Annotated in this window: 17 protein-coding genes and 2 rRNA genes (1 of these 19 cut by a window edge); 11 read left to right on the forward strand and 8 right to left on the reverse strand. The window is 69.1% G+C overall.

What is annotated here, in order from left to right:
* Positions 1 to 1,918, forward strand: a 23S ribosomal RNA gene (locus OG819_RS18010) (it extends 1,205 nt beyond the left edge of the window).
* A 92-nt stretch (positions 1,919 to 2,010) separates the two neighbouring features.
* Positions 2,011 to 2,127 (forward strand): 5S ribosomal RNA (gene rrf / locus OG819_RS18015).
* Positions 2,128 to 2,236: 109 nt separating this feature from the next.
* Here rrf and OG819_RS18020 read toward each other — a convergent pair.
* The 5 genes from OG819_RS18020 to OG819_RS18040 are packed head-to-tail and all read right to left on the reverse strand — an operon-like array spanning position 2,237 to position 7,832.
* Positions 2,237 to 3,547 carry a DUF58 domain-containing protein gene (locus OG819_RS18020; RefSeq protein WP_266650316.1) on the reverse strand — a complete coding sequence of 437 codons (1,311 nt, stop codon included), beginning with the start codon at positions 3,545 to 3,547 and terminating at the stop codon, positions 2,237 to 2,239.
* Positions 3,547 to 4,536 (reverse strand): MoxR family ATPase, encoded by a 990-nt coding sequence (locus OG819_RS18025; RefSeq protein ID WP_266421684.1) that lies wholly within the window; start codon positions 4,534 to 4,536, stop codon positions 3,547 to 3,549. The genes OG819_RS18020 and OG819_RS18025 overlap by 1 nt, the downstream gene beginning before the upstream one ends.
* A complete protein-coding gene (locus tag OG819_RS18030; RefSeq protein ID WP_266625083.1) occupies positions 4,536 to 5,726 on the reverse strand; it encodes a DUF4350 domain-containing protein in 1,191 nt (396 codons plus the stop codon). Before OG819_RS18030 ends, OG819_RS18025 begins: the two co-directional genes overlap by 1 nt.
* Positions 5,723 to 6,469, reverse strand: coding sequence for a DUF4129 domain-containing protein (locus tag OG819_RS18035; RefSeq protein ID WP_266625082.1), 747 nt, complete (start codon positions 6,467 to 6,469; stop codon positions 5,723 to 5,725). The genes OG819_RS18030 and OG819_RS18035 overlap by 4 nt, the downstream gene beginning before the upstream one ends.
* A 4-nt stretch (positions 6,470 to 6,473) precedes the next feature.
* Positions 6,474 to 7,832: a hypothetical protein gene (locus tag OG819_RS18040; protein ID WP_266625081.1), complete on the reverse strand. Its 1,359-nt coding sequence runs from the start codon at positions 7,830 to 7,832 to the stop codon at positions 6,474 to 6,476.
* Positions 7,833 to 7,972: 140 nt separating this feature from the next.
* On the opposite strand from OG819_RS18040, the gene mtnA reads away from it, so the two are divergent.
* From mtnA to OG819_RS18075, 7 genes are all read left to right on the forward strand, one after another.
* Positions 7,973 to 9,118, forward strand: a complete 1,146-nt coding sequence (gene mtnA, locus OG819_RS18045; protein ID WP_266625080.1) for an S-methyl-5-thioribose-1-phosphate isomerase — start codon at positions 7,973 to 7,975, stop codon at positions 9,116 to 9,118.
* A gap of 8 nt (positions 9,119 to 9,126) precedes the next feature.
* The gene (mtrA, locus tag OG819_RS18050; protein ID WP_187284748.1) at positions 9,127 to 9,816 is read left to right on the forward strand and encodes a two-component system response regulator MtrA; all 690 of its coding nucleotides are present in this window, start codon (positions 9,127 to 9,129) and stop codon (positions 9,814 to 9,816) included.
* A gap of 1 nt (position 9,817) precedes the next feature.
* Positions 9,818 to 11,926 (forward strand): MtrAB system histidine kinase MtrB, encoded by a 2,109-nt coding sequence (mtrB, locus tag OG819_RS18055; protein ID WP_266625078.1) that lies wholly within the window; start codon positions 9,818 to 9,820, stop codon positions 11,924 to 11,926.
* A complete protein-coding gene (locus OG819_RS18060) occupies positions 11,916 to 13,751 on the forward strand; it encodes an LpqB family beta-propeller domain-containing protein (RefSeq protein WP_266650318.1) in 1,836 nt (611 codons plus the stop codon). Before mtrB ends, OG819_RS18060 begins: the two co-directional genes overlap by 11 nt.
* 166 nt (positions 13,752 to 13,917) lie before the next feature.
* The gene (locus OG819_RS18065; RefSeq protein ID WP_266650320.1) at positions 13,918 to 14,886 is read left to right on the forward strand and encodes a ComF family protein; all 969 of its coding nucleotides are present in this window, start codon (positions 13,918 to 13,920) and stop codon (positions 14,884 to 14,886) included.
* 280 nt (positions 14,887 to 15,166) lie between these two features.
* Positions 15,167 to 15,892 carry a ribosome-associated translation inhibitor RaiA gene (raiA, locus tag OG819_RS18070; protein WP_266413443.1) on the forward strand — a complete coding sequence of 242 codons (726 nt, stop codon included), beginning with the start codon at positions 15,167 to 15,169 and terminating at the stop codon, positions 15,890 to 15,892.
* Between the two features lie 206 nt (positions 15,893 to 16,098).
* Positions 16,099 to 16,845, forward strand: a complete 747-nt coding sequence (locus OG819_RS18075; RefSeq protein ID WP_266625072.1) for a response regulator transcription factor — start codon at positions 16,099 to 16,101, stop codon at positions 16,843 to 16,845.
* A 34-nt stretch (positions 16,846 to 16,879) separates the two neighbouring features.
* Here the strand turns inward: OG819_RS18075 and OG819_RS18080 are convergent, their stop codons facing one another.
* Positions 16,880 to 18,055 carry a winged helix-turn-helix domain-containing protein gene (locus tag OG819_RS18080; RefSeq protein ID WP_266625070.1) on the reverse strand — a complete coding sequence of 392 codons (1,176 nt, stop codon included), beginning with the start codon at positions 18,053 to 18,055 and terminating at the stop codon, positions 16,880 to 16,882.
* Between the two features lie 253 nt (positions 18,056 to 18,308).
* Positions 18,309 to 18,890: a GNAT family N-acetyltransferase gene (locus tag OG819_RS18085; RefSeq protein ID WP_266413462.1), complete on the reverse strand. Its 582-nt coding sequence runs from the start codon at positions 18,888 to 18,890 to the stop codon at positions 18,309 to 18,311.
* Between the two features lie 244 nt (positions 18,891 to 19,134).
* Here OG819_RS18085 and secA point away from each other — a divergent pair, with 244 nt between their 5' ends.
* Positions 19,135 to 21,951, forward strand: coding sequence for a preprotein translocase subunit SecA (secA, locus tag OG819_RS18090; protein WP_266625068.1), 2,817 nt, complete (start codon positions 19,135 to 19,137; stop codon positions 21,949 to 21,951).
* Between the two features lie 185 nt (positions 21,952 to 22,136).
* Here secA and OG819_RS18095 read toward each other — a convergent pair whose 3' ends face one another.
* Positions 22,137 to 22,715, reverse strand: coding sequence for an Rv3235 family protein (locus tag OG819_RS18095; RefSeq protein ID WP_266625066.1), 579 nt, complete (start codon positions 22,713 to 22,715; stop codon positions 22,137 to 22,139).
* Between the two features lie 370 nt (positions 22,716 to 23,085).
* Here OG819_RS18095 and OG819_RS18100 point away from each other — a divergent pair, with 370 nt between their 5' ends.
* Complete coding sequence (locus OG819_RS18100) at positions 23,086 to 23,601, forward strand: hypothetical protein (RefSeq protein ID WP_266650322.1); 516 nt, start codon at positions 23,086 to 23,088, stop codon at positions 23,599 to 23,601.
* The last annotated feature ends 9 nt before the right edge of the window (positions 23,602 to 23,610 follow it).

A 23,610-nucleotide genomic window follows, 5' to 3' on the forward strand; every position in this document is an offset into this window, starting at 1 on the left:
TCACTGGTCTAGTGATTCCGCGCCGACAATGTAGCGGGGCTCAAGCGTACCGCCGAAGTCGTGTCATTGCAGCATGAGGGCCAACGCCCGCTGTGATGGGTAGGGGAGCGTCGTGTGCCGGGTGAAGCCGCGCCGGAAGGCAGTGGTGGACGGTTCACGAGTGAGAATGCAGGCATGAGTAGCGATACACACGTGAGAAACGTGTGCGCCGATTGACTAAGGGTTCCTGGGTCAAGCTGATCTGCCCAGGGTAAGTCGGGACCTAAGGCGAGGCCGACAGGCGTAGTCGATGGATAACCGGTTGATATTCCGGTACCCGCTGTGAAGCGTCAAACATCGAACCAGGCGATGCTAAGTCCGTGAAGCCGCCCCGGAGCCTTCGGGCAAAGGGGAGTGGTGGAGCCGACGGACCAGACCTGTAGTAGGTGAGTGATGGGGTGACGCAGGAAGGTAGTCCATCCCGGGCGGTGGTTGTCCCGGGGTAAGGGTGTAGGACGTCAGGTAGGTAAATCCGCCTGGCACATAGTCTGAGACCTGATGCCGAGCCGATTGTGGTGAAGTGGATGATCCTATGCTGTCGAGAAAAGCCTCTAGCGAGTTTCATGGCGGCCCGTACCCTAAACCGACTCAGGTGGTCAGGTAGAGAATACCGAGGCGTTCGGGTGAACTATGGTTAAGGAACTCGGCAAAATGCCCCCGTAACTTCGGGAGAAGGGGGCCATCACCGGTGATGAGTCTTGCACTCTGAGCTGGGGGTGGCCGCAGAGACCAGCGAGAAGCGACTGTTTACTAAAAACACAGGTCCGTGCGAAGCCGTAAGGCGATGTATACGGACTGACGCCTGCCCGGTGCTGGAACGTTAAGGGGACCGGTTAGTCACTCTTCGGGGTGGCGAAGCTGAGAACTTAAGCGCCAGTAAACGGCGGTGGTAACTATAACCATCCTAAGGTAGCGAAATTCCTTGTCGGGTAAGTTCCGACCTGCACGAATGGCGTAACGACTTCTCGACTGTCTCAACCATAGGCCCGGTGAAATTGCACTACGAGTAAAGATGCTCGTTTCGCGCAGCAGGACGGAAAGACCCCGGGACCTTTACTACAGTTTGATATTGGTGTTCGGTTCGGCTTGTGTAGGATAGGTGGGAGACTGTGAAGTGCGGGCGCCAGCCCGTGTGGAGTCGTCGTTGAAATACCACTCTGGTCGTGCTGGATGTCTAACCTGGGTCCGTGATCCGGATCAGGGACAGTGTCTGATGGGTAGTTTAACTGGGGCGGTTGCCTCCTAAAGAGTAACGGAGGCGCCCAAAGGTTCCCTCAGCCTGGTTGGTAATCAGGTGTTGAGTGTAAGTGCACAAGGGAGCTTGACTGTGAGACCGACGGGTCGAGCAGGGACGAAAGTCGGGACTAGTGATCCGGCGGTGGCTTGTGGAAGCGCCGTCGCTCAACGGATAAAAGGTACCCCGGGGATAACAGGCTGATCTTCCCCAAGAGTCCATATCGACGGGATGGTTTGGCACCTCGATGTCGGCTCGTCGCATCCTGGGGCTGGAGTCGGTCCCAAGGGTTGGGCTGTTCGCCCATTAAAGCGGTACGCGAGCTGGGTTTAGAACGTCGTGAGACAGTTCGGTCCCTATCCGCTGTGCGCGTAGGAGTCTTGAGAAGGGCTGTCCCTAGTACGAGAGGACCGGGACGGACGAACCTCTGGTGTGCCAGTTGTCCTGCCAAGGGCATGGCTGGTTGGCTACGTTCGGGAGGGATAACCGCTGAAAGCATCTAAGCGGGAAGCCTGCTTCGAGATGAGGACTCCCACCCCCTTGAGGGGTTAAGGCTCCCAGTAGACGACTGGGTTGATAGGCCGGATCTGGAAGGCGGGTAACCGCTGGAGGTGACCGGTACTAATAGGCCGAGGGCTTGTCCTCAGTTGCTCGCGTCCACTGTGTTGGTTCTGAAACCACGAACAACCCCGTTGTCGGGCCACGGCAATGGTGCGGTAGTTACAGTTTCATAGTGTTTCGGTGGTCATAGCGTGAGGGAAACGCCCGGTTACATTCCGAACCCGGAAGCTAAGCCTCACAGCGCCGATGGTACTGCAGGGGGGACCCTGTGGGAGAGTAGGACGCCGCCGAACAAATTTTAGGGAGAACCCCCGTACCGGGAAATCGGTACGGGGGTTCTCTGCGTTCACGGTCATTTTTTGGGGCCTCTCGATGCGAGAGGCCCCTTTCTTTTGTGCCGGTTTACAGTCGTCCCGCTGCCTTGAGTGCCAGATACGCATCCGCGAGGGCAGGCGCCAGGTCGTCCGGAACCGCGTCGACGACGGTGACTCCATGGCGCTGCAACTGCTCGGCCGTGCGATGGCGTTCCGTCTGGGCCTGGGCCGCGGCCGCCGCCTCGTACACCGCCTCGGCACTTCCCCGAGACGTCGCCATTCGCGCGATGTGCGGGTCGGCGACTGAGGCCACAAGAACTGTGTGGCGATGGGTGAGACCGGAGAGTACGGGGAGCAGGCCCTCTTCGATGGGGGCCGCGTCGAGGCTGGTCAGCAACACGATCAGCGAGCGGCGAGGGGCCGTACGGAGGGCCATGGCGGTGAGGCCACGGGCGTCCGTTTCGACGAGCTCCGGCTCCAGGGCCGCCATGGCGTTGACCAAGGACGGGAGGACGTCGCCGGCTGAGCGGCCCTGAACCAGGGCGCGTACCCGGCGGTCGTACGCGAGGAGGTCCACGCGGTCGCCGGCCCGGGAGGCCAGGGCGGCGAGGAGGAGTGCCGCGTCCATGGAAGCGTCGAGGCGTGGGACGTCGCCCACGCGACCGGCCGAGGTTCGGCCTGTGTCGAGGACCAGAAGGATGTGGCGATCGCGTTCGGGACGCCAGGTGCGTACGGCGACCGTGGTGTGGCGGGCTGTGGCACGCCAGTCGATGGAGCGGGTGTCGTCGCCGGGGACGTACTCGCGCAGGCTGTCGAATTCCGTGCCCTCGCCGCGGGTCAGGACGCTGGTGCGGCCATCGAGTTCTCGCAGGCGGGCCAGTTTGGAAGGGAGGTGCTTGCGGCTGGTGAAGGGGGGCAGGACTCGTACCGTCCAGGGGACCTTGTGGCTGCCCTGGCGGGCGAAGAGACCAAGGGGACCGTACGAGCGGATGGTGACGCGGTCCGCCTGGCGGTCACCGCGGCGGGTGGGGCGGAGGTGGGTGGTGAGGCGTCGACGCTCGCCTGCGGGGACCGCCAGGCGGTGACGGGAGGCCGCCACCTCTGTGCCCGGCTCCCAGCTGCTGGGGGGCCAGGCGTCACGGAGGCGGGCGCGCAGGAGCCGGCCGGAGGGGTTGGTGACGGTCAGGGTGACATCGGCGGTCTCGCCGAGGCGTACGGAGGTGTCGCCGGAACGGGCCAGGCCGAGGCGGCGTACGGGTGCGGCCAGGGCGGCGTCGCAGGCGCAGGCCAGGGCCAGGGGAGCGTTCACGGCGAGGATGCCCGCCCAACTCGGTCCCCAGATGCCGACGGGGAGTGTGCCGAGGGCCGCCAGCAGAGCGGCGCGTCCGGTGAATGCCATCAGCGGGGGACGGGGACGTGGGCGAGGATCGCGTTGATGACCGAGTCGGCGGTCACGCCCTCCATCTCGGCCTCGGGGCGGAGCTGGATGCGGTGGCGGAGGGTGGGCAGGGCCAGGGCCTTCACGTCGTCGGGGATGACGTAGTCACGGCCGGTCAGCCAGGCCCAGGCGCGGGCTGTGGCGAGGAGGGCGGTCGCGCCGCGGGGGGAGACGCCGAGGGTGAGGGACGGCGATTCGCGGGTGGCGCGGCAGATGTCGACGACGTAGCCGGTGATTTCGGGGGAGACCGATGTCTTGGCCACGGCGGCGCGGGCGGCTTCCAGGTCGGCCGGGCCCGCCACGGGGCGTAGACCGGCGGCGCGCAGGTCGCGCGGGTTGAAGCCCTCGGCGTGCCGGGTGAGGACGTCGATCTCGTCCTGACGGGACGGCAGAGGGATCGTCAGTTTCAGGAGGAAGCGGTCCAGTTGGGCTTCGGGCAGAGGATACGTTCCCTCGTACTCGACCGGGTTCTGGGTCGCGGCGACCAGGAAGGGCTCCGGGAGCGGGCGGGGGGTGCCGTCGACCGTGACTTGACGTTCCTCCATCGCTTCGAGGAGGGACGACTGGGTCTTGGGCGGGGTGCGGTTGATCTCGTCGGCCAGCAGGAGGTTCGTGAAGACCGGGCCGGGCTGGAACGAGAACTCGGCGGTGCGTGCGTCGTAGACGAGAGAGCCGGTGATGTCGCTCGGCATCAGGTCGGGAGTGAACTGGACGCGCTTGGTGTCGAGTTCGAGCGCGGATGCGAGCGCGCGGACGAGCAACGTTTTGGCGACTCCAGGGACTCCTTCTAGTAGAACGTGTCCGCGGCAGAGGAGGGCGACGACGAGGCCGGTCACGGCGGGGTCCTGGCCGACCACGGCTTTGGCGATCTCGGCGCGCAGGGCTTCCAGAGAGGAGCGGGCGGTGCCCGGATCCCCGGCGTACCCGGCATTGTCAGTGGTCGGGTCCATCATGAACGGCGTACCTCTCTTTCGAGGGCGTCGAGTTGGTCGGCGAGGGAGATGAGGGCCGGGTCGTCGCTGGGCGGCGGGCCGAAGAGGAGGGTGTGCAGGGCCTGTCCGTCGCCGGAGAGGCGGGCTGATAGGGCGGGGAGCAGTGCTTCGGGCGCGTGAGCCTGGGCGGGGGATACGCCGATGAGGGGGGCGAGTCGGGTGCGGGTGGTGGAGCGCAGAGCGGCGGCCGCGCGGTCGCGGGCGTTGGCTTTGCGGTAGAGGCGGGCGCGGCCTTCGACGGTTTCGGAGGCGCGGATCGCGACGGGGAGGCGTTCGGGTACGAGGGGGCCGAGTCGGCGTGCCCTCCAGAGGGCGGCCAGGGCTGCCGCGATGAAGAGCTGAAGGGTGCCCCAGAGCCAGCCTGAGGGGAGCAGGTCGAGGAAGGTTTTTTTGCCCGCGTCGGTGGCCGAGGCGTCGGAGAGCGAGGGGAGGTACCAGACCAAGTGGGGGCGGGAACCGAGCAGTTGGAGGGCGAGCGAGGCGTTGCCCTGCTTGTCGAGACGGTTGTTGTAGAGGATGTCTGGGGCTCCGATGACGACGGTGTCGCCGTTCCCGGTGGCTGCGGGGATGCGCAGCAGGGTGGGGAGGCCGTCGCTGGGGTAGCAGACATCGGCGCCGCGGGCGCTGGTGCTGTAGCGGATGCCGCCGGTGTCGGCGCTGCCCGCGCGGCGGGCGGCGGGCAGGTCGCAGTGGGGGGAGAGCGTCGAGTCGAAGCTGATCGCGGGATCGGCGGTGACTCCGGGGGCGAGGGTGCCCAGGGAGGGCGAGTCCGGGGCGATCAGGATCGTACGGCCGCCGGAGTTCTTGGTCGCCGCGCGAAGGCTGGACTGCTGATGGCCGGTCAGCAGGTCCGGGGCGGCGACGAGGAGAGTGGTGTCGGCGCCGGCCGCGGCGCGAGCCTCGTCCAGGGTGGTGACCACGCGTGTGGAGACACCGCGGTCGCCGAGGAGTTCGGCGGTGGCGCGGCTGCCGTAGGGGTCGGCGGAGCGCGGGTCGAGGCGGCCGTGCTGGGCGCCGGAGCGGATCACGGCGATGGCGACGGCGGCCGCGAGCAGGATCACGACGGCGAGGGCGATGCCTCGGGTGCGGGTCCACAGCTGGCGGGCGGTGGGCGAGGCGGAGGTGGAGGTGAGGGTGGCCTCGGTCATGAGGCGGCCCCCTGGCGGGTGTTGTGGTCCGTGCTCTGGGCGCTGCTGGTGAGTACGGGCTTGGTGCGCTCGATGGCGCGGTCGAGTTCGGTGAGGCGTTGGTATGTGTCGGAGCCCGCGGCCCGGCCGCCGTATGTGACCTCGTCGAAGTCCCTGGCGGCGGCGCGCAGTCGGTCCGTGTGGGAGGGCAGCGTGCGGCCGGCTTCGGCGGCGGCCTCGTCCGCGGTGCGGCCGGGGCGTGGGTCGAGCAGGGCACGCTCCTCGAGGGAGCGCACGACGGCGCGCATGCGTTCCTGGACGGCTTGGTTCCAGTGGCCCTGGGCGGCGTGTGCCTCGGCGGCCGCGCGATGCTCGGCGGCGCTGCGGGGGCGGTCGTCGAAGAGTGCGGCGGACGAGGTGGGGGTGCGGTGCGGGGTGCCGAGGCGCCACCAGAGGGCGGCCACGACAGCCAGCACCGCCACCACGATGACGACAAGTCCGAGCGCGCCCCCGGGAGTCGCGGTGGAGGCGGCGCCGAACAGTTTGTCGACCCAGTCCCAGAAGGCGTTCAGGGCGCGTTGCACCGGGCTGGGGTCGTTCTCGTGGTACATCCGCTTGGACAGCTCCCGCTTGGCCGCCTCCCGTGCGGGGTCGCGCGGGATCGTCACCGGTGGTTCGTCGCCGCGCGGCAGCGCGAGTACGGCCGTGGCGCCGGTGCGCGGCAGTGCCAGTACCGCTGTGAGAACTCCCCCCGCCGGACTCACCGCATCAACTCCCCGGCGTGGTGCCGGGGGTACTGGAGCCGTAGTCCTGGACACCGGCGGCGCGGGCCAGGTCGAGGTCGAGGGCCTCGCGGCGGATGCGCTGGTCGATGTAGAGGAGCACGGTGACGCCCGCGGAGATCGGGAAGGTGATCATGGCTCCGATCACCGAACCGATTCCGCTGACGATGAGGAACGTCCAGCCGGCGCTGCCGGCGCTGCTGAGGAAGCCGGTGATGCCGTCGCCGCTCAGGGCGGAGGCGATGAGGGCGAAGGGGATCACGACGATCGACGCCACGATGTTGGCGATGATCGTGGCGAGCAGCTGGATACCGAAGACTCGCCACCAGGAGCCGCGGACGAGTTTCGCGGAGCGGCTCATCGACTTCAGGACGCCCTGCTTCTCCAGCATCAGGGCGGGCGAGGCGAGCGAGAAGCGGATCATCAGCCAGAGGGCGACGACGCTCGCGCCGAGCCCGCCGAGGACCGCGAGCGCGGTGCCCGCGTCGCTCGATCCGGCGATCGCGATGAGCAGGCCGGGAAGAGTGCCGACGGTGATGATCGCGACGGCGATGAGCGGCAGCAGGAAGGTGAGGCCGAACAGCTTGGGCAGCTGGGGTTTGGCGTCGCGCCAGGCCTCGGCGGTGGTCACCGACTTGCCGAGCACCGCGCGGCTGGTGACGGAGGTGAGCAGGGCCGTCGCGACGATGGTGCCGAGCAGGCCGATGAGCACGACGACGCCGGAGCTCAGCAGGGTGTCGCCCAGGGCGCGGCTGAGCTCGCCGGCGGTGGCGCTCGGGTCGTTGAGGACGTCCGTGCTTGCGCTGTCGTCCAGGACGAGGCCCTGGAGCAGGATGACCGCGATCTGGGTGACGACGGCGACGGTGAGGGAGATGCCCAGGACGGTGCGCCAGTAGGTCCGCATCGTGGAGACCGCGCCGTCGAGGATCTCGCCGACGCCGAGCGGGCGCAGGGGGATCACGCCGGGTTTGGCGGCGGGCGGCGGGCCGCCCCAGTTGCCGCCCCAGCCACCGGGACCTCCTGGGCCGCCGTAGCCACGGCCGGGGCCTTCCCAGTTGCCGTAGCCACCGGCCTGGCCGCCCGCGCCCGGAGGCCGCTGGCCGCCCCAGCCGGGGCCGGGGCCGGGTGGTGGTGGTGGCGGGGCCTGGCCGGGGCCCTGTGGGCTGGGAGCGGACCACTGGCCGGGCGGGGGCTGCTCCTTGGACCACTTCGAGGGCGGCTCCGGCTGGTTCGTGCCACCTTGGTCCGCGGGCTGCTCCGGGGGCTCGGCGGCGCCGGAGTTGTCCGGCTCCTGCCCGTCGGAGGGGGCAGATCCGGGCGAGGCCCAGCCCGGAGTGTCTTTCATCGTCGCTCCTTCACGGTGCCCGTCCGCGGTCGCGGCGGCAGGTTGGCAGCCATCGTGCCACGGTGTGCCCGGCATGGGACCGGCCCCCGTATGGGGTGGACACCTTCAATTGTCCGCCTGCTACGGGGCAGACTGGGCGGATGGCTGATCAGAACGCGCAATTCCGCGAGGACGACGGGCCACTGGAGATACCGGCGATCCGCTGGGACGAGCCCCCCGAAGGGCCGGTGCTGGTCCTTCTCGACCAGACACGGTTGCCGGCCGAGGAAGTTGAGCTGGTGTGCACGGACGCTCCCGCGCTGGTGGAGGCGATCCGCACGCTGGCCGTACGAGGGGCGCCGTTGCTGGGTATCGCCGGGGCGTACGGGGTCGCGCTCGCCGCCGTGCGCGGTTTCGACGTGGACGATGCGGCCCAGGCGCTGGCGGGCGCCCGGCCCACCGCGGTGAACCTCGCTGTGGGTGTGCGCCGGGCGCGGACGGCGTATCGTGCCGCGCTGTCCGGCGGCGGTGATCAGCGGCAGGCTGCCCGGGCGGCGCTCGAAGCGGCGCGGGCGCTGCACCGGGAGGATGCCGCGGCGAGTGCGCGGATGGCCGAGCACGGGTTGGCGCTGCTCGACGAGCTGCTGCCGGGAGGTGGGCACCGCATTCTGACCCATTGCAACACCGGGGCGTTGGTGTCCGGTGGGGAGGGTACGGCCTTCGCGGTGGCCCTCGCGGCGCATCGGGCGGGGCAGCTGCGGAGGCTGTGGGTGGACGAAACGCGTCCGTTGCTGCAAGGTGCTCGCCTGACGGCTTACGAGGCGGCACGCAGCGGAATGGCGTACACCTTGCTCACGGACAACGCGGCGGGATCACTGTTCGCGGCGGGGGAGGTGGACGCGGTGCTCATCGGGGCCGATCGGATCGCTGCCGACGGTTCGGTGGCGAACAAGGTGGGGAGCTATCCGCTCGCGGTGCTGGCCCGGTATCACCATGTGCCGTTCATCGTGGTGGCGCCGGTGACGACGGTGGACCCGGACACCCCGGACGGAGCGTCCATCGAGGTCGAGCAGCGCCCCGGTCATGAAGTGACCGAGGTCACAGCACCCCAGGTGCCTGTGGCGGGAGTGGAAGCGGGAGGCGGGATACCGGTGGCACCCCTGGGGACCCAGGCGTACAACCCGGCGTTCGATGTGACGCCCCCCGAGTTGGTGACGGCGATCGTGACCGAAGAGGGCGCTGTGTCGCCCGTGACGGCTGAGGCACTCGCTGAGCTGTGTGACAGGTCACGCCAGGTAACGATTTAGTTAATGGGATGATGTCGTTTATGAAGGGACGAGTCCTTGTCGTCGATGACGACACCGCACTGGCCGAGATGCTCGGCATTGTGTTGCGTGGTGAAGGTTTTGAGCCGTCTTTCGTAGCCGACGGCGACAAGGCGCTGGCCGCTTTCCGTGAGAGCAAGCCCGATCTGGTGCTCCTGGACCTGATGCTTCCCGGCCGGGACGGTATCGAGGTGTGCCGCCTGATCAGGGCGGAGTCCGGGGTGCCGATCGTGATGCTTACCGCGAAGAGCGACACCGTCGACGTCGTGGTCGGCCTCGAGTCGGGTGCCGACGACTACATCGTGAAGCCGTTCAAGCCAAAGGAGCTGGTGGCGCGGATCAGGGCGCGGCTGCGCCGTTCCGAGGAGCCGGCGCCTGAGCAGCTGGCCATCGGCGATCTTGTGATCGATGTGGCCGGTCACTCTGTGAAGCGGGACGGGCAGTCGATCGCGCTGACGCCGCTGGAGTTCGATCTGCTGGTGGCGCTGGCCCGCAAGCCGTGGCAGGTGTTCACGCGGGAGGTGCTCCTCGAACAGGTGTGGGGCTACCGACACGCGGCGGACACCCGTCTGGTCAACGTCCATGTCCAGCGGCTGCGCTCCAAGGTCGAGAAGGACCCGGAGCGGCCGGAGATCGTGGTGACCGTTCGTGGTGTCGGTTACAAGGCCGGACCGAGCTGACATGTCCCGGGACAGTGCCGCTTCGGCGCCCGGTGAGCCGGGGGTCCGTTCGGGGCGGCCTGTCGGCCGGAAGGTGACAGGCTCCCGTTGGGGACGTTTCTTGGAGGGCGGGCTGCTGCAGGGCGGAGTCCAGGGCAGCCCGGTCCTTCGGTTGTTCATGCGCTGGGTGCGCCGTCCGCTGCTGCCCGTGATGCGTCTGTGGCGGCGCAACATCCAGCTCAAGATCGTCGTCACGACGCTGCTGATGTCGCTGGGTGTCGTGCTGCTGCTCGGCTTCGTGGTCATCGGGCAGGTGCGCAACGGTCTGCTGGACGCGAAGGTCAAGGCCTCGCAGAGTCAGGCCACGGGTGGCTTCTCGGTGGCCAAGCAGAAGGCGGACGCGGCCGTGACGGCCAACGGCGACGACGGTTCGAGTGCTGATGGCCGCCCGTCCAGGAACGTCACTAATTGGATGAGCGACCTCGTGGTGTCCCTCTCCAGTGGTGGGCAGGGCGCCTTCGACGTGGTGACGCTCAGCTCCGGTGTGGCCGGAAACGGCGGCGCGGGGCTCGGGCCGCGCTCCTCGGGCAATGTCGATCCGACGGTCAGCGTGCCGGTGGCCCTGCGCGCACGCGTCGACAGCAGCACGCTGGCGGCCCAGAGCTACACCCGCGTCGTCTACAAGGACGACAAGGAGTCGCAGCCGGCGCTGGTCATCGGCAAGCAGGTCAACGACCCCAACGGAGAGCCCTACCAGCTCTACTACCTCTTCCCGCTGACGCAGGAGGAGAAGTCGCTGAGCTTGGTCAAGGGGACGCTCGCGACGGCCGGACTGTTCGTCGTGGTGCTCCTGGGAGCCATCGCCTGGCTGGTGGTGCGCCAGGTCGTCACTCCGGTACGGATGGCGGCCGGGATCGCCGAGCGGCTTTCCGCCGGGCGCCTGCAGGAACGGATGAAGGTCACCGGCGAGGACGACATCGCGCGGCTCGGTGAGGCCTTCAACAAGATGGCGCAGAACCTTCAGCTGAAGATCCAGCAGCTGGAGGACCTGTCGCGGATGCAGCGCCGGTTCGTGTCCGACGTGTCGCACGAGCTGCGTACGCCGCTCACGACCGTTCGGATGGCGGCCGACGTCATCCACGACGCGCGCGTGGACTTCGATCCGGTGACCGCTCGGTCGGCCGAGCTGCTCGCCGATCAGCTGGACCGGTTCGAGACGCTGCTCGCGGACCTGCTGGAGATCAGCCGGTTCGACGCGGGCGCGGCGGCGCTGGAGGCCGAGGCGATAGACCTCCGGGAGGTCGTACGGCGTGTCGTCAGCGGGGCCGAGCCCCTCGCCGAGCGCAAGGGCTCGCAGATACGCGTGGTCGGCGACCAGCAGCCGGTGATCGCCGAGGCGGATGCCCGACGGGTGGAGCGGGTGCTGCGCAACCTCGTCGTCAACGCAGTGGAGCACGGCGACGGCAAGGAAGTGGTGGTCAAGCTCGCCGCGGCGGGCGGGGCGGTCGCCATCGCGGTGCGCGACTACGGCGTAGGCCTCAAGCCCGGCGAGGCGACCCGGGTCTTCAGCCGCTTCTGGCGTGCCGACCCGGCGCGCGCGCGTACCACCGGCGGCACGGGGCTCGGCCTGTCCATCGCCCTGGAGGACGCCCGGCTGCATGGCGGCTGGCTGCAGGCGTGGGGCGAGCCGGGTGGCGGTTCGCAGTTCCGGCTGACGCTGCCGCGGACCGCGGACGAGCCGCTACGGGGGTCCCCGATACCTCTGGAGCCGATGGACTCGCGGCGCAATCGTGGACTCACTGACGCGGGACTGCCCTCCGGCGGCGGCGACAAGCTCGCCACGGTGCCGGTGCAGAACACGGGCGGGAAGACGGCACCCCACATGCAGCGGGCGTCCGTGGTGCCGCGACTGGCCGGGGCGTCGCCCACGGCCGATCCGACGGCGCTGCCGGGCAACGGCGCGCGTGTGGTGCCGAGGCCCTCCGGGGCCGTGCGGCGGCCGGACGACCTGCCTGCCGCGGGTGGGGAGCGGACCGTGCAGGAGCGTGGCCGGGACGGCGACGGGCCTGCACGACTCGGACAAGGAGAGCCCGAGGAACTCGGGCAGGGGGAGGCATTTCGTGGGCGCTGACCGCGAGGGGAGCGGCCGTCTGCGTCCTGCGCGTGTGGGGGTGTACATCGGCTGCGGCGCATTGCTGCTGACCGGGTGTGCCTCGATGCCCGACAGCGGGGATCTGCGCGGGGTCGAGTCGACACCGAGGCCGGACTCGCAGGTCCGCATCTTCGCCCTGCCGCCGCGCGAGGACGCCCCGCCGGCGGATATCCTGCAGGGCTTCCTGGAGGCACTGACCAGTGACGACCCGCAGTATGAGACGGCGCGCAAGTATCTGACGGCGAGCGCCCGCAAGGCGTGGGATCCGTACCGCTCCACGACCGTCCTCGCGGACGGACCCAACCCCGAGTCGGAGCACTCGGGCACCAGGGAGGGCGACGACTCGTACACGCTCTCCGGCAGCAAGGTCGCCACGGTGGACGCACAGCACGCGTACGCACCGGACGCCGGTTCGTACCGGACGACGGTGCACCTCACGCTGCAGAAGGACACCAAGCAGTGGCGTATCGATGCGCTGCCGCAGGGCGTGGTGATGGGCAACTCCGACTTCCAGCGCAACTACGTGTCCGTCAACAAGTACTACTTCGCCTCGAACGTGCCCTCCGGCTCGGGTGGACTGCTGGGGACCGTCGCCGATCCCGTCTATGTGCGGGACAAGGTGGACCCGATGACGGAGATGGTCCGATCCCTCCTGAAGGGGCCCACGCGCTGGCTGGATCCGGTGGTGACGTCGAGCTTCCCCTCCGACACGGAGTTGAAGAAGGGCGTCACGTCGTTGTCGCCCGACGACCGCAACAGGGTGACGGTCCCGCTGAACAAGAAGGCCGACCGGGTCGGAGAGACCCAGTGCGACAAGATGGCCACCCAGCTCCTCTTCACGCTCCAGGATCTGACGCCCACGGGCGTCGACGAGGTGGAGCTGCAGCGCTCGAACGGTTCGCAGTTGTGCGTGGTCACCGAGAGCCGGGCACAGACCATCGCTTCGCACGGCACGGCCAAGCACCCCGAGTACGAGTACTTCATCGACGGCAAGCAGCGGCTCGTACGGCTGCCCAGCGGCAACAGGGACAAGCAGCCCGAGCCGGTGCCCGGTGCGCTGGGAGTGGGTGACAAGAAGCTGCGGTCGGCCGCGGTGTCGCGGAGCGAGGACAGTGCGGCCGGTGTGTCGGCCGACGGGAGTTCGCTGTACGTCGGATCGCTGGTGTCGGGCGCCTCACTGGGGGACGCGGTACTGCACAGCCAGGGGGCGACGACGGACGACCGGCTGACGACGCCCAGTTGGGACGGGCAGGGCGACCTGTGGGTGGCCGACCGCGATCCGAAGAACCCGCAGCTGCTCCTGCTGGAGAAGGGCGCGGGTACTCCGCTGGAGGTCACCGCGCCGGGCATCGACGGCCGTGTCCAGGCGGTACGGGTGGCCGCCGACGGGGTGCGGATCGCGCTGATCGTGCAGAAGGACGGCAAGAGCTCGCTGCAGATCGGGCGCATCCAGCGCGACACCAAGACCGGCGGACGGCCCCTCATCTCGATCCTCGAGCTGCGCTCCGTGGCGCCGCAGCTGGAGGAGGTCACCGCCATGTCGTGGGCCGGGGACAGCCGGCTCGTCGTCGTCGGGCGTGAGTCCGGTGGAGTGCAGCAGATGCGCTACGTCCAGGTCGACGGTTCCACTCCGGTGGGCGCCGCGCCCTCCGCGCTCACGGGGGTGAAGGAGGTCGCCGCGTCCGAGGACGAACGGCTGCCGCTGGTGGCGCACTCGGAGGAGGACGGAATCGTGCGGCTGCCGGCCGGGGCGCCGTGGCAGAAGATCGTCAAGGACGGCACGGCACCGGTCTATCCCGGGTAGGGATTTTCGCCGGGCCTCCCCTTTCGGGCAGGCCCGGCCGCCGTACGGGTGGACCTGGCCGCCATTACGCGGTGGTTCCCCCGGACGTGTGACGGCCGTGGAGTTGTCCACAGGCGGTTGTCCACAGGGGTGGCTGGTCGGCCCGCGCGTTGGCACAGTGGTGGACATGCGGGGGTGGTGGCAGGACCTCACCGATCTGGTGCTGCCGGCCGAGTGCGGAGGCTGCGGAAGGCCTCGCACGGTGCTCTGCCCGGAGTGCCGTGCCGCGCTGAGTGGGGCCGCACCGCGCCGGGTGCGGCCGGATCCGGAGCCGCCCGGGCTGCCGGTGGTGCACGCGGCGGCCCCATACAAGGACGAGGTGCGCGCGACGCTCCTCGCTCACAAGGAACGGGGGGCAATGACACTTGCGACTCCCTTGGGGACGGCCCTGGCGGGGGCTGTGCGGGCAGGGCTGGGGCACATGTGCCTCTCCGTCCCGGAGAGGCTGCCCACGGCCTCGGACGGGAGCCTGAGGGGCGGGAGCGGGCAACGGTGGCCCGGCGGTGGTCACGGGTCCGCGCTGCCTTCCGGCCCAGGGCCTGTGCTGCTTGTTCCCCTGCCGTCCTCGCGGTGGGCGGTGCGGGCGCGGGGCCATGACCCGCTGCGGCGGATCGCGCTCGCGGCGGCGGGGGAGCTGCGGCGTACGGGGATGCCGGCCCGGGTGCTGGCCGTGCTGCGGCAGCGGCGTGCCGTGGCCGACCAGGCGGGACTCAACTCCCGGCAGCGACTGGACAATCTCGCGGGTGCCCTGGAGGTGGCCGCCGGAGGTGCCCGGCTGCTGGCGGTCGGCGCTCGGGTCGTACTCGTGGACGACCTGATGACGACGGGCGCCTCGATGGCGGAGGCGGCCCGTGCCGTACGGGCGGCGGTGGCGGGCGTCGATCCAAGCCCGGACACTGATGCATGCCCGGACACCGATGCATGCGTCGCGGAAGCGGGGGAAGCAACGGGGGAACGGATGAGCGAGGCAACGACAGCGGGTACGGACCGGGCACAAGCAGCCCGGGGAATGGCGGGTGTGAGCGGAGTCGGCGACATGATCCGCGCGGCCGTGGTCGCGGCGTCGCCAGACTCTTTCGAAATAAACCGGAACTGACCGAGAACTTCCATCGTTGCAGGTAATGACCAGGTCAATTCACCTGAACGGAGGTACGCCGCAGTAGAGGGTGACGACATCCGTCCGGGCGAGATATGTTCGGTTGTGAGGCAATGGCGCAGGCCGTACCTCGACCATCCGAATGCCGTGCTGCGGGTTTCTGAATCACCCGTAGCGGTGGGGTGTAGATCTTGCCCATGGGGGAGGAGGAGGTGAAAGTCACCAAGTCCGAGGTTCCGGCACTCACCGGGGCCTGGTGCAAAAGGGAGACGCTCCGCCAGTGCAGCGGAGCAATCCGGGAACGGAGTTCTGCGTGGACATCGTCGTCAAGGGCCGCAAGACCGAGGTGCCCGAGCGGTTCCGCAAGCACGTGGCCGAGAAGCTGAAGCTGGAGAAGATCCAGAAGCTCGATGGCAAGGTGATCAGCCTCGACGTGGAGGTGTCCAAGGAGCCCAACCCCCGGCAGGCCGACCGTTGCGACCGAGTGGAGATCACGCTCCACTCCCGCGGTCCGGTGATCCGGGCGGAGGCGGCGGCAAACGACCCGTACGCGGCACTCGACCTGGCGGCGGACAAACTCGAAGCCCGCCTGCGCAAGCAGCACGACAAGCGCTACACCCGCCGTGGCAACGGCCGGATCTCGGCCGCCGAGGTCGCCGACCACGTCCCCGGCGCCGCGACGCTCAACGGGAACGGGGCCGTCGTCCACGAGGACGACACGGACAGCGTGCCGACGAAGAAGATCGGCTCCCTCGAGGTCATGGGCGAAGGCCCCCTCATCGTTCGCGAGAAGACCCACGTGGCCGCCCCGATGACGCTCGACCAGGCGCTCTACGAGATGGAGCTGGTCGGGCACGACTTCTATCTCTTCGTCGACTCCGAAACGAAGGAACCCAGTGTCGTCTACCGGCGGCACGCGTACGACTACGGCGTCATCCACCTCAGCACGGACCCCATGGTCGCCCAGGCCGGATCGGACGCGCCGGGCGGTGCGCTCGGCGGCTGACCCGCCCCGATGACGGCTGAGCCGGTGCCCCTGGAGCGCGCGTGCGCCCCCAGGGGCACCGGTGTGCGACCACTTCGCGGCCCGCTCTGTCACCGCACTGTCGTCCCGGCATGGAATCATGGCCGAACCGGCCCCAACCGGTGGGCCGTTGCCTCGGATTGGCGATGGCACAGGAACACAGGCCACGGCCTTCAGGGGGAGGAACGATGGCGGACAGCTTCGGACCGATGCGTGACGGGGATGCCGACGGCGGCGTCGTCGGCATGGGCCCGGACACGGGCTCTTCACGCAAGGAGCCTATTCGGGTCCTCGTCGTGGACGACCATGCCCTCTTCCGCCGCGGTCTGGAGATCGTGCTCGCGGCCGAGGAGGACATCCAGGTCGTCGGCGAGGCGGGTGACGGGGCGGAGGCGGTCGACAAGGCGGCTGACCTGCTACCGGACATCGTGCTGATGGACGTACGCATGCCGAAGCGGGGTGGCATCGAGGCGTGCACCTCCATCAAGGAGGTGGCTCCGAGCGCGAAGATCATCATGCTGACGATCAGCGACGAGGAAGCCGATCTCTACGACGCGATCAAGGCGGGCGCGACCGGTTATCTCCTCAAGGAGATCTCCACGGACGAGGTGGCCACGGCCATTCGCGCGGTGGCGGACGGGCAGTCGCAGATCAGCCCGTCGATGGCGTCGAAACTTCTCACCGAGTTCAAGTCGATGATTCAGCGGACGGACGAGCGCCGACTCGTGCCCGCTCCGCGGCTCACGGATCGCGAGCTGGAGGTTCTCAAGCTCGTCGCGACCGGGATGAACAACCGGGATATCGCCAAGGAGTTGTTCATCTCCGAGAACACCGTGAAAAACCATGTGCGCAACATCCTGGAGAAGCTGCAACTGCACTCCAGGATGGAGGCGGTGGTCTACGCGATGCGGGAGAAGATCCTCGAGATCCGGTGAGTGAGCGTGAGGCTGGTCGGTCCGGCCGGGCCGGTCAGTCCAGTGCGCGGGCGAGTTCCTTCGCGAGGGGCTCGCGGAGCTCCGGGGCGTCCACCCGCTCCATCCGTACGTTCGTGCAGTCCACCCAGCTCGCTGCCTCCAGCAGGGCCTGGGCCACGGCGGGGACCGCCTTGGGGCCGTCCAGCGTGACCTGCTTGGCGACCAGGGTGCGGCCCTCCCGGGCGGGGTCCACACGGCCGACGAGCCGGCCGCCGGCGAGGACCGGCATCGCGAAGTAGCCGTACACCCGCTTCGGCTTGGGCGTGTACGCCTCCAGACGGTGGGTGAAGCCGAAGATCCGCTCCGTGCGGGCCCGCTCCCAGATGAGCGAGTCGAACGGGGACAGCAGCGTCGTACGGTGGCGGCCGCGCGGCGGTGTCTCCAGGGCCGCCGGGTCCGCCCACGCGGGCTTGCCCCAGCCCTCCACCGTCACCGGGACCAGCCCCGAGTCCGCGATCACCGCGTCGACCTGCTCGCCCTTGAGACGGTGATAGTCGGCGATGTCCGCGCGCGTACCGACGCCCAGGGACTTGCCGGCCAGGCCGACCAGGCGGCGCAGGCACTCCGTGTCGTCCAGCTCGTCATGGAGCAGGGTCTCGGGGACGGCGCGCTCGGCGAGGTCGTACACCCGCTTCCAGCCGCGGCGCTCCGTGCACACCACCTCGCCGTACATCAGCGCGCGCTCGACGGCCACCTTCGTGCCCGACCAGTCCCACCACTCGCTGGTCTTCTTCGCGCCGCCCAACTCCGTGGCCGTGAGGGGGCCCTCGGTACGGAGCTGCTTGATGACCTGGTCGTAGGTGCCGTCCGGCAGGTCGTGGTTCCAGTGCGGGCGGGACCGGTAGGCGCGGCGGCGGAAGGCGAAGTGGGGCCATTCCTCTACGGGGAGGATGCAGGCGGCGTGGGACCAGTACTCGAAGGCGTGCGTGTCGGTCCAGTAGGCCTGGTCGACGGTTTTGCGGCCGACCGCGCCCAGGCGGGCGTACGGGATGAGTTCGTGGGAGCGGGCCAGGACGGAGATCGTGTCGAGCTGGACCGCGCCGAGGTGTCGCAGGATTCCGCGGACGCCGGCCCTGCGGTCGGGGGTGCCCAGGAAGCCCTGGGCCCGTAGGGCGATGCGGCGGGCTTCTTCGGCGGAGAGGTCGGTGGTGGGACGCGGGAGGCTCGTCATGTTCCACACCGTAGGCGGTGCCACTGACAGTGGACTCGCCCCCGCCGCCCCTACCCGTCCCATCCCTGGGGCTCCGCCCCAGCCCCCGCCAGGGGGCTACGCCCCCGCACCCCCGCGGGGCTGCCGCCCCTGCACCCCGCCAGGGGGCTGTGCCCTCGGACCCCGTGGGGCTGTCGCCCCTGTGCCGGGGGCTGTGCCCTCGGGCCCCGTGGGGCTGCCGGGCTGGTGCCTCGGATTGGCGTGGGGCTTGTTTCTATGGGGTGGAGGGGGGTGGTGCGGGGAGGTACGGGGCCGTTGATGCCAGGCCCAGGTCCGAGGGGAGCAGGGAGCCGATCCAGCAGTCTCGGCGTACGCCCTTGTTGTTGAGGGCGGAGCGGAGGGTGCCCTCCAGGGTGAAGCCGGCGCGTTCGGCGACCGCGCGGGACCCCTTGTTGCCGACCTCGGCGCGCCATTCCAGGCGGTCGACGGCGAGGCTCGTGAACGCCCAGTGGGCGGCGGTGAGGGTGGCTTCGGTGATGTATCCGTTGCCGCGGTGCTCCTTGGCCGCCCAGAAGCCGACCTCGCCGACCCCCAGAGAACGCATGCTGATGGAGAGCATGCCCGCCAAGTCCCCCGACAGGAGGAACGCACCGAAGGCGAACATGGAGCCGTCCGCCCAGCCGTCCGGCACCATCTGGTCCGTGAAGCCCGTCGCGTGCTCGCGCAGATAGGGCGAGGGGATCGTGGTCCAGCGCTGGATGTCGGGGTCCTGGACGGCTTCGTACACCGCGTCGGTGTCGCGCGAGTCCACGGCGCGCAGGAGCAGCCGGGCGGTGGTCAGTGTGACGGGGTCCATCGGCCGATTCTGCTCGGGCTACCGGAAGGGCGCCATTCCTTTGCGATGAGTGACGGTTCGGTTACTTTTCGCAGCGTGGACGCGGCACCTTCTGCAACGCCTGTCCGTTGTCCTAGTGGCTGTCACCGGCAGACCTCCCGGCGCGGTGGGGTCCTCGCTTACGATAGCCGTTGCTCAAGCTGTGATTTGAATCTGACATTGAACCCGACCGTCCCAGGCCCGACCGGCAAGGAGACAAACCCCCGTGTCCGTCCTCTCGAAGATCATGCGTGCAGGCGAAGGCAAGATCCTGCGCAAGCTGCACCGCATCGCGGACCAGGTCAACTCCATCGAAGAGGACTTCGTCGACCTCTCCGACGCCGAGCTGCGCGCCCTCACTGATGAGTACAAGCAGCGGTATGCGGATGGGGAGAGCCTGGACGACCTGCTCCCCGAGGCCTTCGCCACCGTGCGCGAGGCCGCCAAGCGTGTCCTCGGCCAGCGTCACTACGACGTGCAGATGATGGGTGGCGCCGCGCTCCACCTCGGCTATGTCGCGGAGATGAAGACCGGTGAGGGCAAGACCCTGGTCGGCACGCTGCCCGCGTATCTGAACGCTCTCTCCGGAGACGGCGTTCACCTGATCACGGTCAACGACTATCTGGCCGAGCGCGACTCCGAGATGATGGGTCGCGTCCACAAGTTCCTGGGTCTGACCGTCGGCTGCATCCTCGCCAACATGACGCCGGCCCAGCGCCGTGAGCAGTACGCGTGCGACATCACGTACGGCACGAACAACGAGTTCGGCTTCGACTACCTCCGTGACAACATGGCCTGGTCGCAGGACGAACTCGTCCAGCGGGGCCACAACTTCGCGATCGTCGACGAGGTCGACTCCATCCTCGTCGACGAGGCCCGTACGCCGCTGATCATCTCCGGCCCGGCGGACCAGGCCACCAAGTGGTACGGCGACTTCGCCAAGCTGGTCACCCGGCTGAAGAAGGGCGAGGCCGGCAACCCCCTCAAGGGCATTGAGGAGACCGGGGACTACGAGGTCGACGAGAAGAAGCGCACCGTCGCCATCCACGAGCCCGGTGTCTCCAAGGTCGAGGACTGGCTGGGCATCGACAACCTGTACGAGTCGGTGAACACGCCGCTGGTGGGCTACCTGAACAACGCCATCAAGGCCAAGGAGCTCTTCAAGAAGGACAAGGACTACGTCGTCATCGACGGCGAAGTCATGATCGTCGACGAGCACACCGGCCGTATCCTCGCCGGCCGCCGCTACAACGAGGGCATGCACCAGGCGATCGAGGCGAAGGAAGGGGTGGACATCAAGGACGAGAACCAGACGCTCGCCACGATCACCCTGCAGAACTTCTTCCGCCTCTACGGCAAGCTCTCCGGCATGACCGGTACGGCGATGACCGAGGCCGCCGAGTTCCACCAGATCTACAAGCTCGGCGTCGTCCCGATCCCGACCAACAAGCCGATGGTCCGCAAGGACCAGTCGGACCTGATCTACCGCACCGAGGTCGCCAAGTTCGACGCGGTGGTCGACGACATCGCCGAGAAGCACGAGAAGGGCCAGCCGATCCTCGTCGGTACGACGTCGGTCGAGAAGTCCGAGTACCTTTCGCAGCAGCTCTCGAAGCGGGGTATCCAGCACGAGGTGCTGAACGCCAAGCAGCATGACCGTGAGGCGACGATCGTCGCCCAGGCCGGCCGCAGGGGCGCCGTGACCGTCGCGACGAACATGGCCGGTCGTGGTACGGACATCAAGCTCGGCGGTAACCCCGAGGACCTCGCCGAGGCCGAGCTGCGGCAGCGCGGACTCGACCCCGAGGAGCACATCGAGGAGTGGGCCGCCGCGCTGCCCGCCGCCCTGGAGAAGGCCGAGCAGGCCGTCAAGGCGGAGAACGACGAGGTCAAGGAGCTCGGCGGGCTCTACGTGCTGGGCACCGAGCGCCACGAGTCGCGTCGTATCGACAACCAGCTGCGTGGCCGCTCCGGCCGTCAGGGCGACCCGGGCGAGTCCCGCTTCTACCTGTCGCTCGGTGACGACCTGATGCGCCTGTTCAAGGCCCAGATGGTCGAGCGCGTGATGTCGATGGCCAATGTGCCGGACGACGTGCCGATCGAGAACAAGATGGTCACGCGCGCGATCGCCTCCGCGCAGTCGCAGGTCGAGCAGCAGAACTTCGAAACGCGTAAGAACGTCCTGAAGTACGACGAGGTGCTCAACCGGCAGCGTGAGGTCATCTACGGCGAGCGTCGCCGCGTCCTGGAGGGCGAGGACCTGCAGGAGCAGATCCAGCACTTCATGGGCGACACGATCGACGCGTACATCGCGGCCGAGACAGCCGAGGGCTTCGCCGAGGAGTGGGACCTGGACCGGCTGTGGGGCGCCTTCAAGCAGCTCTACCCGGTGAAGGTCACCGTCGACGAGCTGGAGGAGGCGACCGGCGACCGTGCCGGGCTGACCGCCGAGTTCATCTCCGAGTCCATCCAGGACGACATCCACGAGCAGTACGCGGCCCGTGAGGAGCAGCTCGGCTCCGAGATCATGCGGGAGCTGGAGCGGCGGGTCGTCCTGTCGGTCCTCGACCGCAAGTGGCGCGAGCACCTCTACGAGATGGACTACCTCCAGGAGGGCATCGGCCTGCGCGCCATGGCGCAGAAGGACCCGCTGGTCGAGTACCAGCGCGAGGGCTTCGACATGTTCTCCGCCATGATGGACGGCATCAAGGAGGAGTCCGTCGGCTATCTGTTCAACCTGGAGGTCCAGGTTGAGCAGCAGGTCGAGGAGGTCCCGGTCGAGGACGCCGCGCCCTCGCTGGAGAAGAAGGAGGACGTCGTACCCGTGGGTGCGCGTCCCGAGATCCGCGCCAAGGGGCTCGACGCCCCGCAGCGTCCCGACCGGCTGCACTTCTCCGCGCCGACCGTGGACGGCGAGGGTGGCATCGTCGAGGGCGACTTCGCCAACGATGATGACGAGCCCGTGCGCTCCGAGGCGGACGGCCTCACGCGCGCGGAGCGCCGCAAGCAGCAGAAGAGCAACGGGCGGCGCCGCAAGAAGTGACTCATCGGCTCGTGAGAGCTGATGAGAGTGAGAGCTGAGCAGTGGTGAAGGGCCGGGCACCTGTGGGTGTCCGGCCCTTCAATGTTGGTTGGTGAGGGGTGCAAGGGCCCTCAGGAGTGGCTCAGCGGGCTGTTCAGGGCCCGCAGGAGTAGCTCGGAGGGCTGTTCATGGGCCCGAGGAGTTGCTCAGTCGTCGTCCCGGCGGGGCATGCGGGGGCCGCCCAGTTCCACCGCCGTGCAGCGCCAGCGGAGGTCGGGGCCCCGTTCCAGGCGGAAGGCCATCGCGCGGAGCCGGTCGCCCGCGCCGATACGGGCGAAGGCCTCGATCGCGCCGGGCCGTGGCACGTAGTAGCCGATGTCCCGGACGACCGGACGGGTGCCGTGGGTGCGCAGCGGGCCGCGTTCGGCGAGCCAGGCCAGCTCGTCGTAGGCCCGGCCCGCGGTGTGGCGCAGCATGCAGTGGACGGGGCGCTGACCGCTGAGCACGGCGAGGAGGCGGTCGGCGAAGAGGTCGGTGGGGCGGGGCTGCGGCGGCGGTGAGGACGGAGGCGGCGAGGGCCGTGCGTGGTCGCCCGGTGAGGGCAGGAGAAGGGTGCGGGACGCGGCTTCGGCCGGGGGAGTCGGCGGTGGGGTGTCTCCCGGGGCCGGGCGGGGTGCGCCCGCGCCCGGGGCGCGTGGCGGTGTGGTGCCGGGGCGGCGGGTGTCGTGGCGGCCGGGCGGGCGGGTGCCCGGGCGGCGCTTCGTCCTGGTCATCACCTTGTTCATGAGTCGTCCCCGTTCATGAGTCGTCCCGGTTCACGCGTCGGCCCGCTCGCCGCGCCCGGTCGATACCGGGCGGTAACTTCGCGTTGGGGATCTTCTACGAGGCGGGAGCGGGCCCCCGCAAGGACGCTCGGCGCGCGCCGCGGCGGCCGGAAGGTTCACCTATCAGAGTGAGCGGGAGCGGTGGGAGGCCAGGCGGGGAAGGGGCGTACCGGGTGAATCGCGGGCCGGGGGTGGACGTCGTACGGAGGAGGGACCGGGACCCGAAAGGGGACGCCCCCACGTATCCTGAAGGCCTTCCCGGGAGGCGCGGGACCGCCCTTCCAGGAGCCCCCCGACCCGGGAACCCACCCGACTACGAAAGCGGCCAGCCATGCGCGTCTACGTCCCCCTGACCCTCTCCGGTCTCGCCGAGGCGTACAAGACGGGGGAGCTGGCGGCGGGACCGGTCGTCGCGTACGCCGTCACGCCCGCGTTGCGCGAGTGGTACCTCTCCGACGACATCGAGGAACTCGAGTACGCGGCGCTGAACCGGGCCGCGCTGGCCTCGCTGCGGCTGCTCGCGGGGGAGCCTGGGGTCGTACGGCGGCGGGTGGTCGTCGCGGTCGACGTTCCCGACCGGGCCGCGGTGGCCGATCCCGACCGGGGGCTCGATCCGGCGGCGCTCGGTGAGGTGCGGGTGCCGGGGCCGGTGGCCCTGTCCAAGGCGGCCGCGGTGCACGTCGACGCCGGTGACGCCGAGAGCGATGTCTCGGCCGCTGTGGACGCGCTCGGGGCGGCCGATCACGGGGACGACGACGCGCAGTTCACCGTGGACGGGGCCGAGGACCACGAGTTGCTGTGGTTCGCGACGCAGGAGATCCCCAACCTGGTGGGGCTGCTGGACTGAGCCTTCGCC

The sequence above is a fragment of the Streptomyces sp. NBC_01549 genome (assembly GCF_026339955.1).
Taxonomy (GTDB): domain Bacteria; phylum Actinomycetota; class Actinomycetes; order Streptomycetales; family Streptomycetaceae; genus Streptomyces.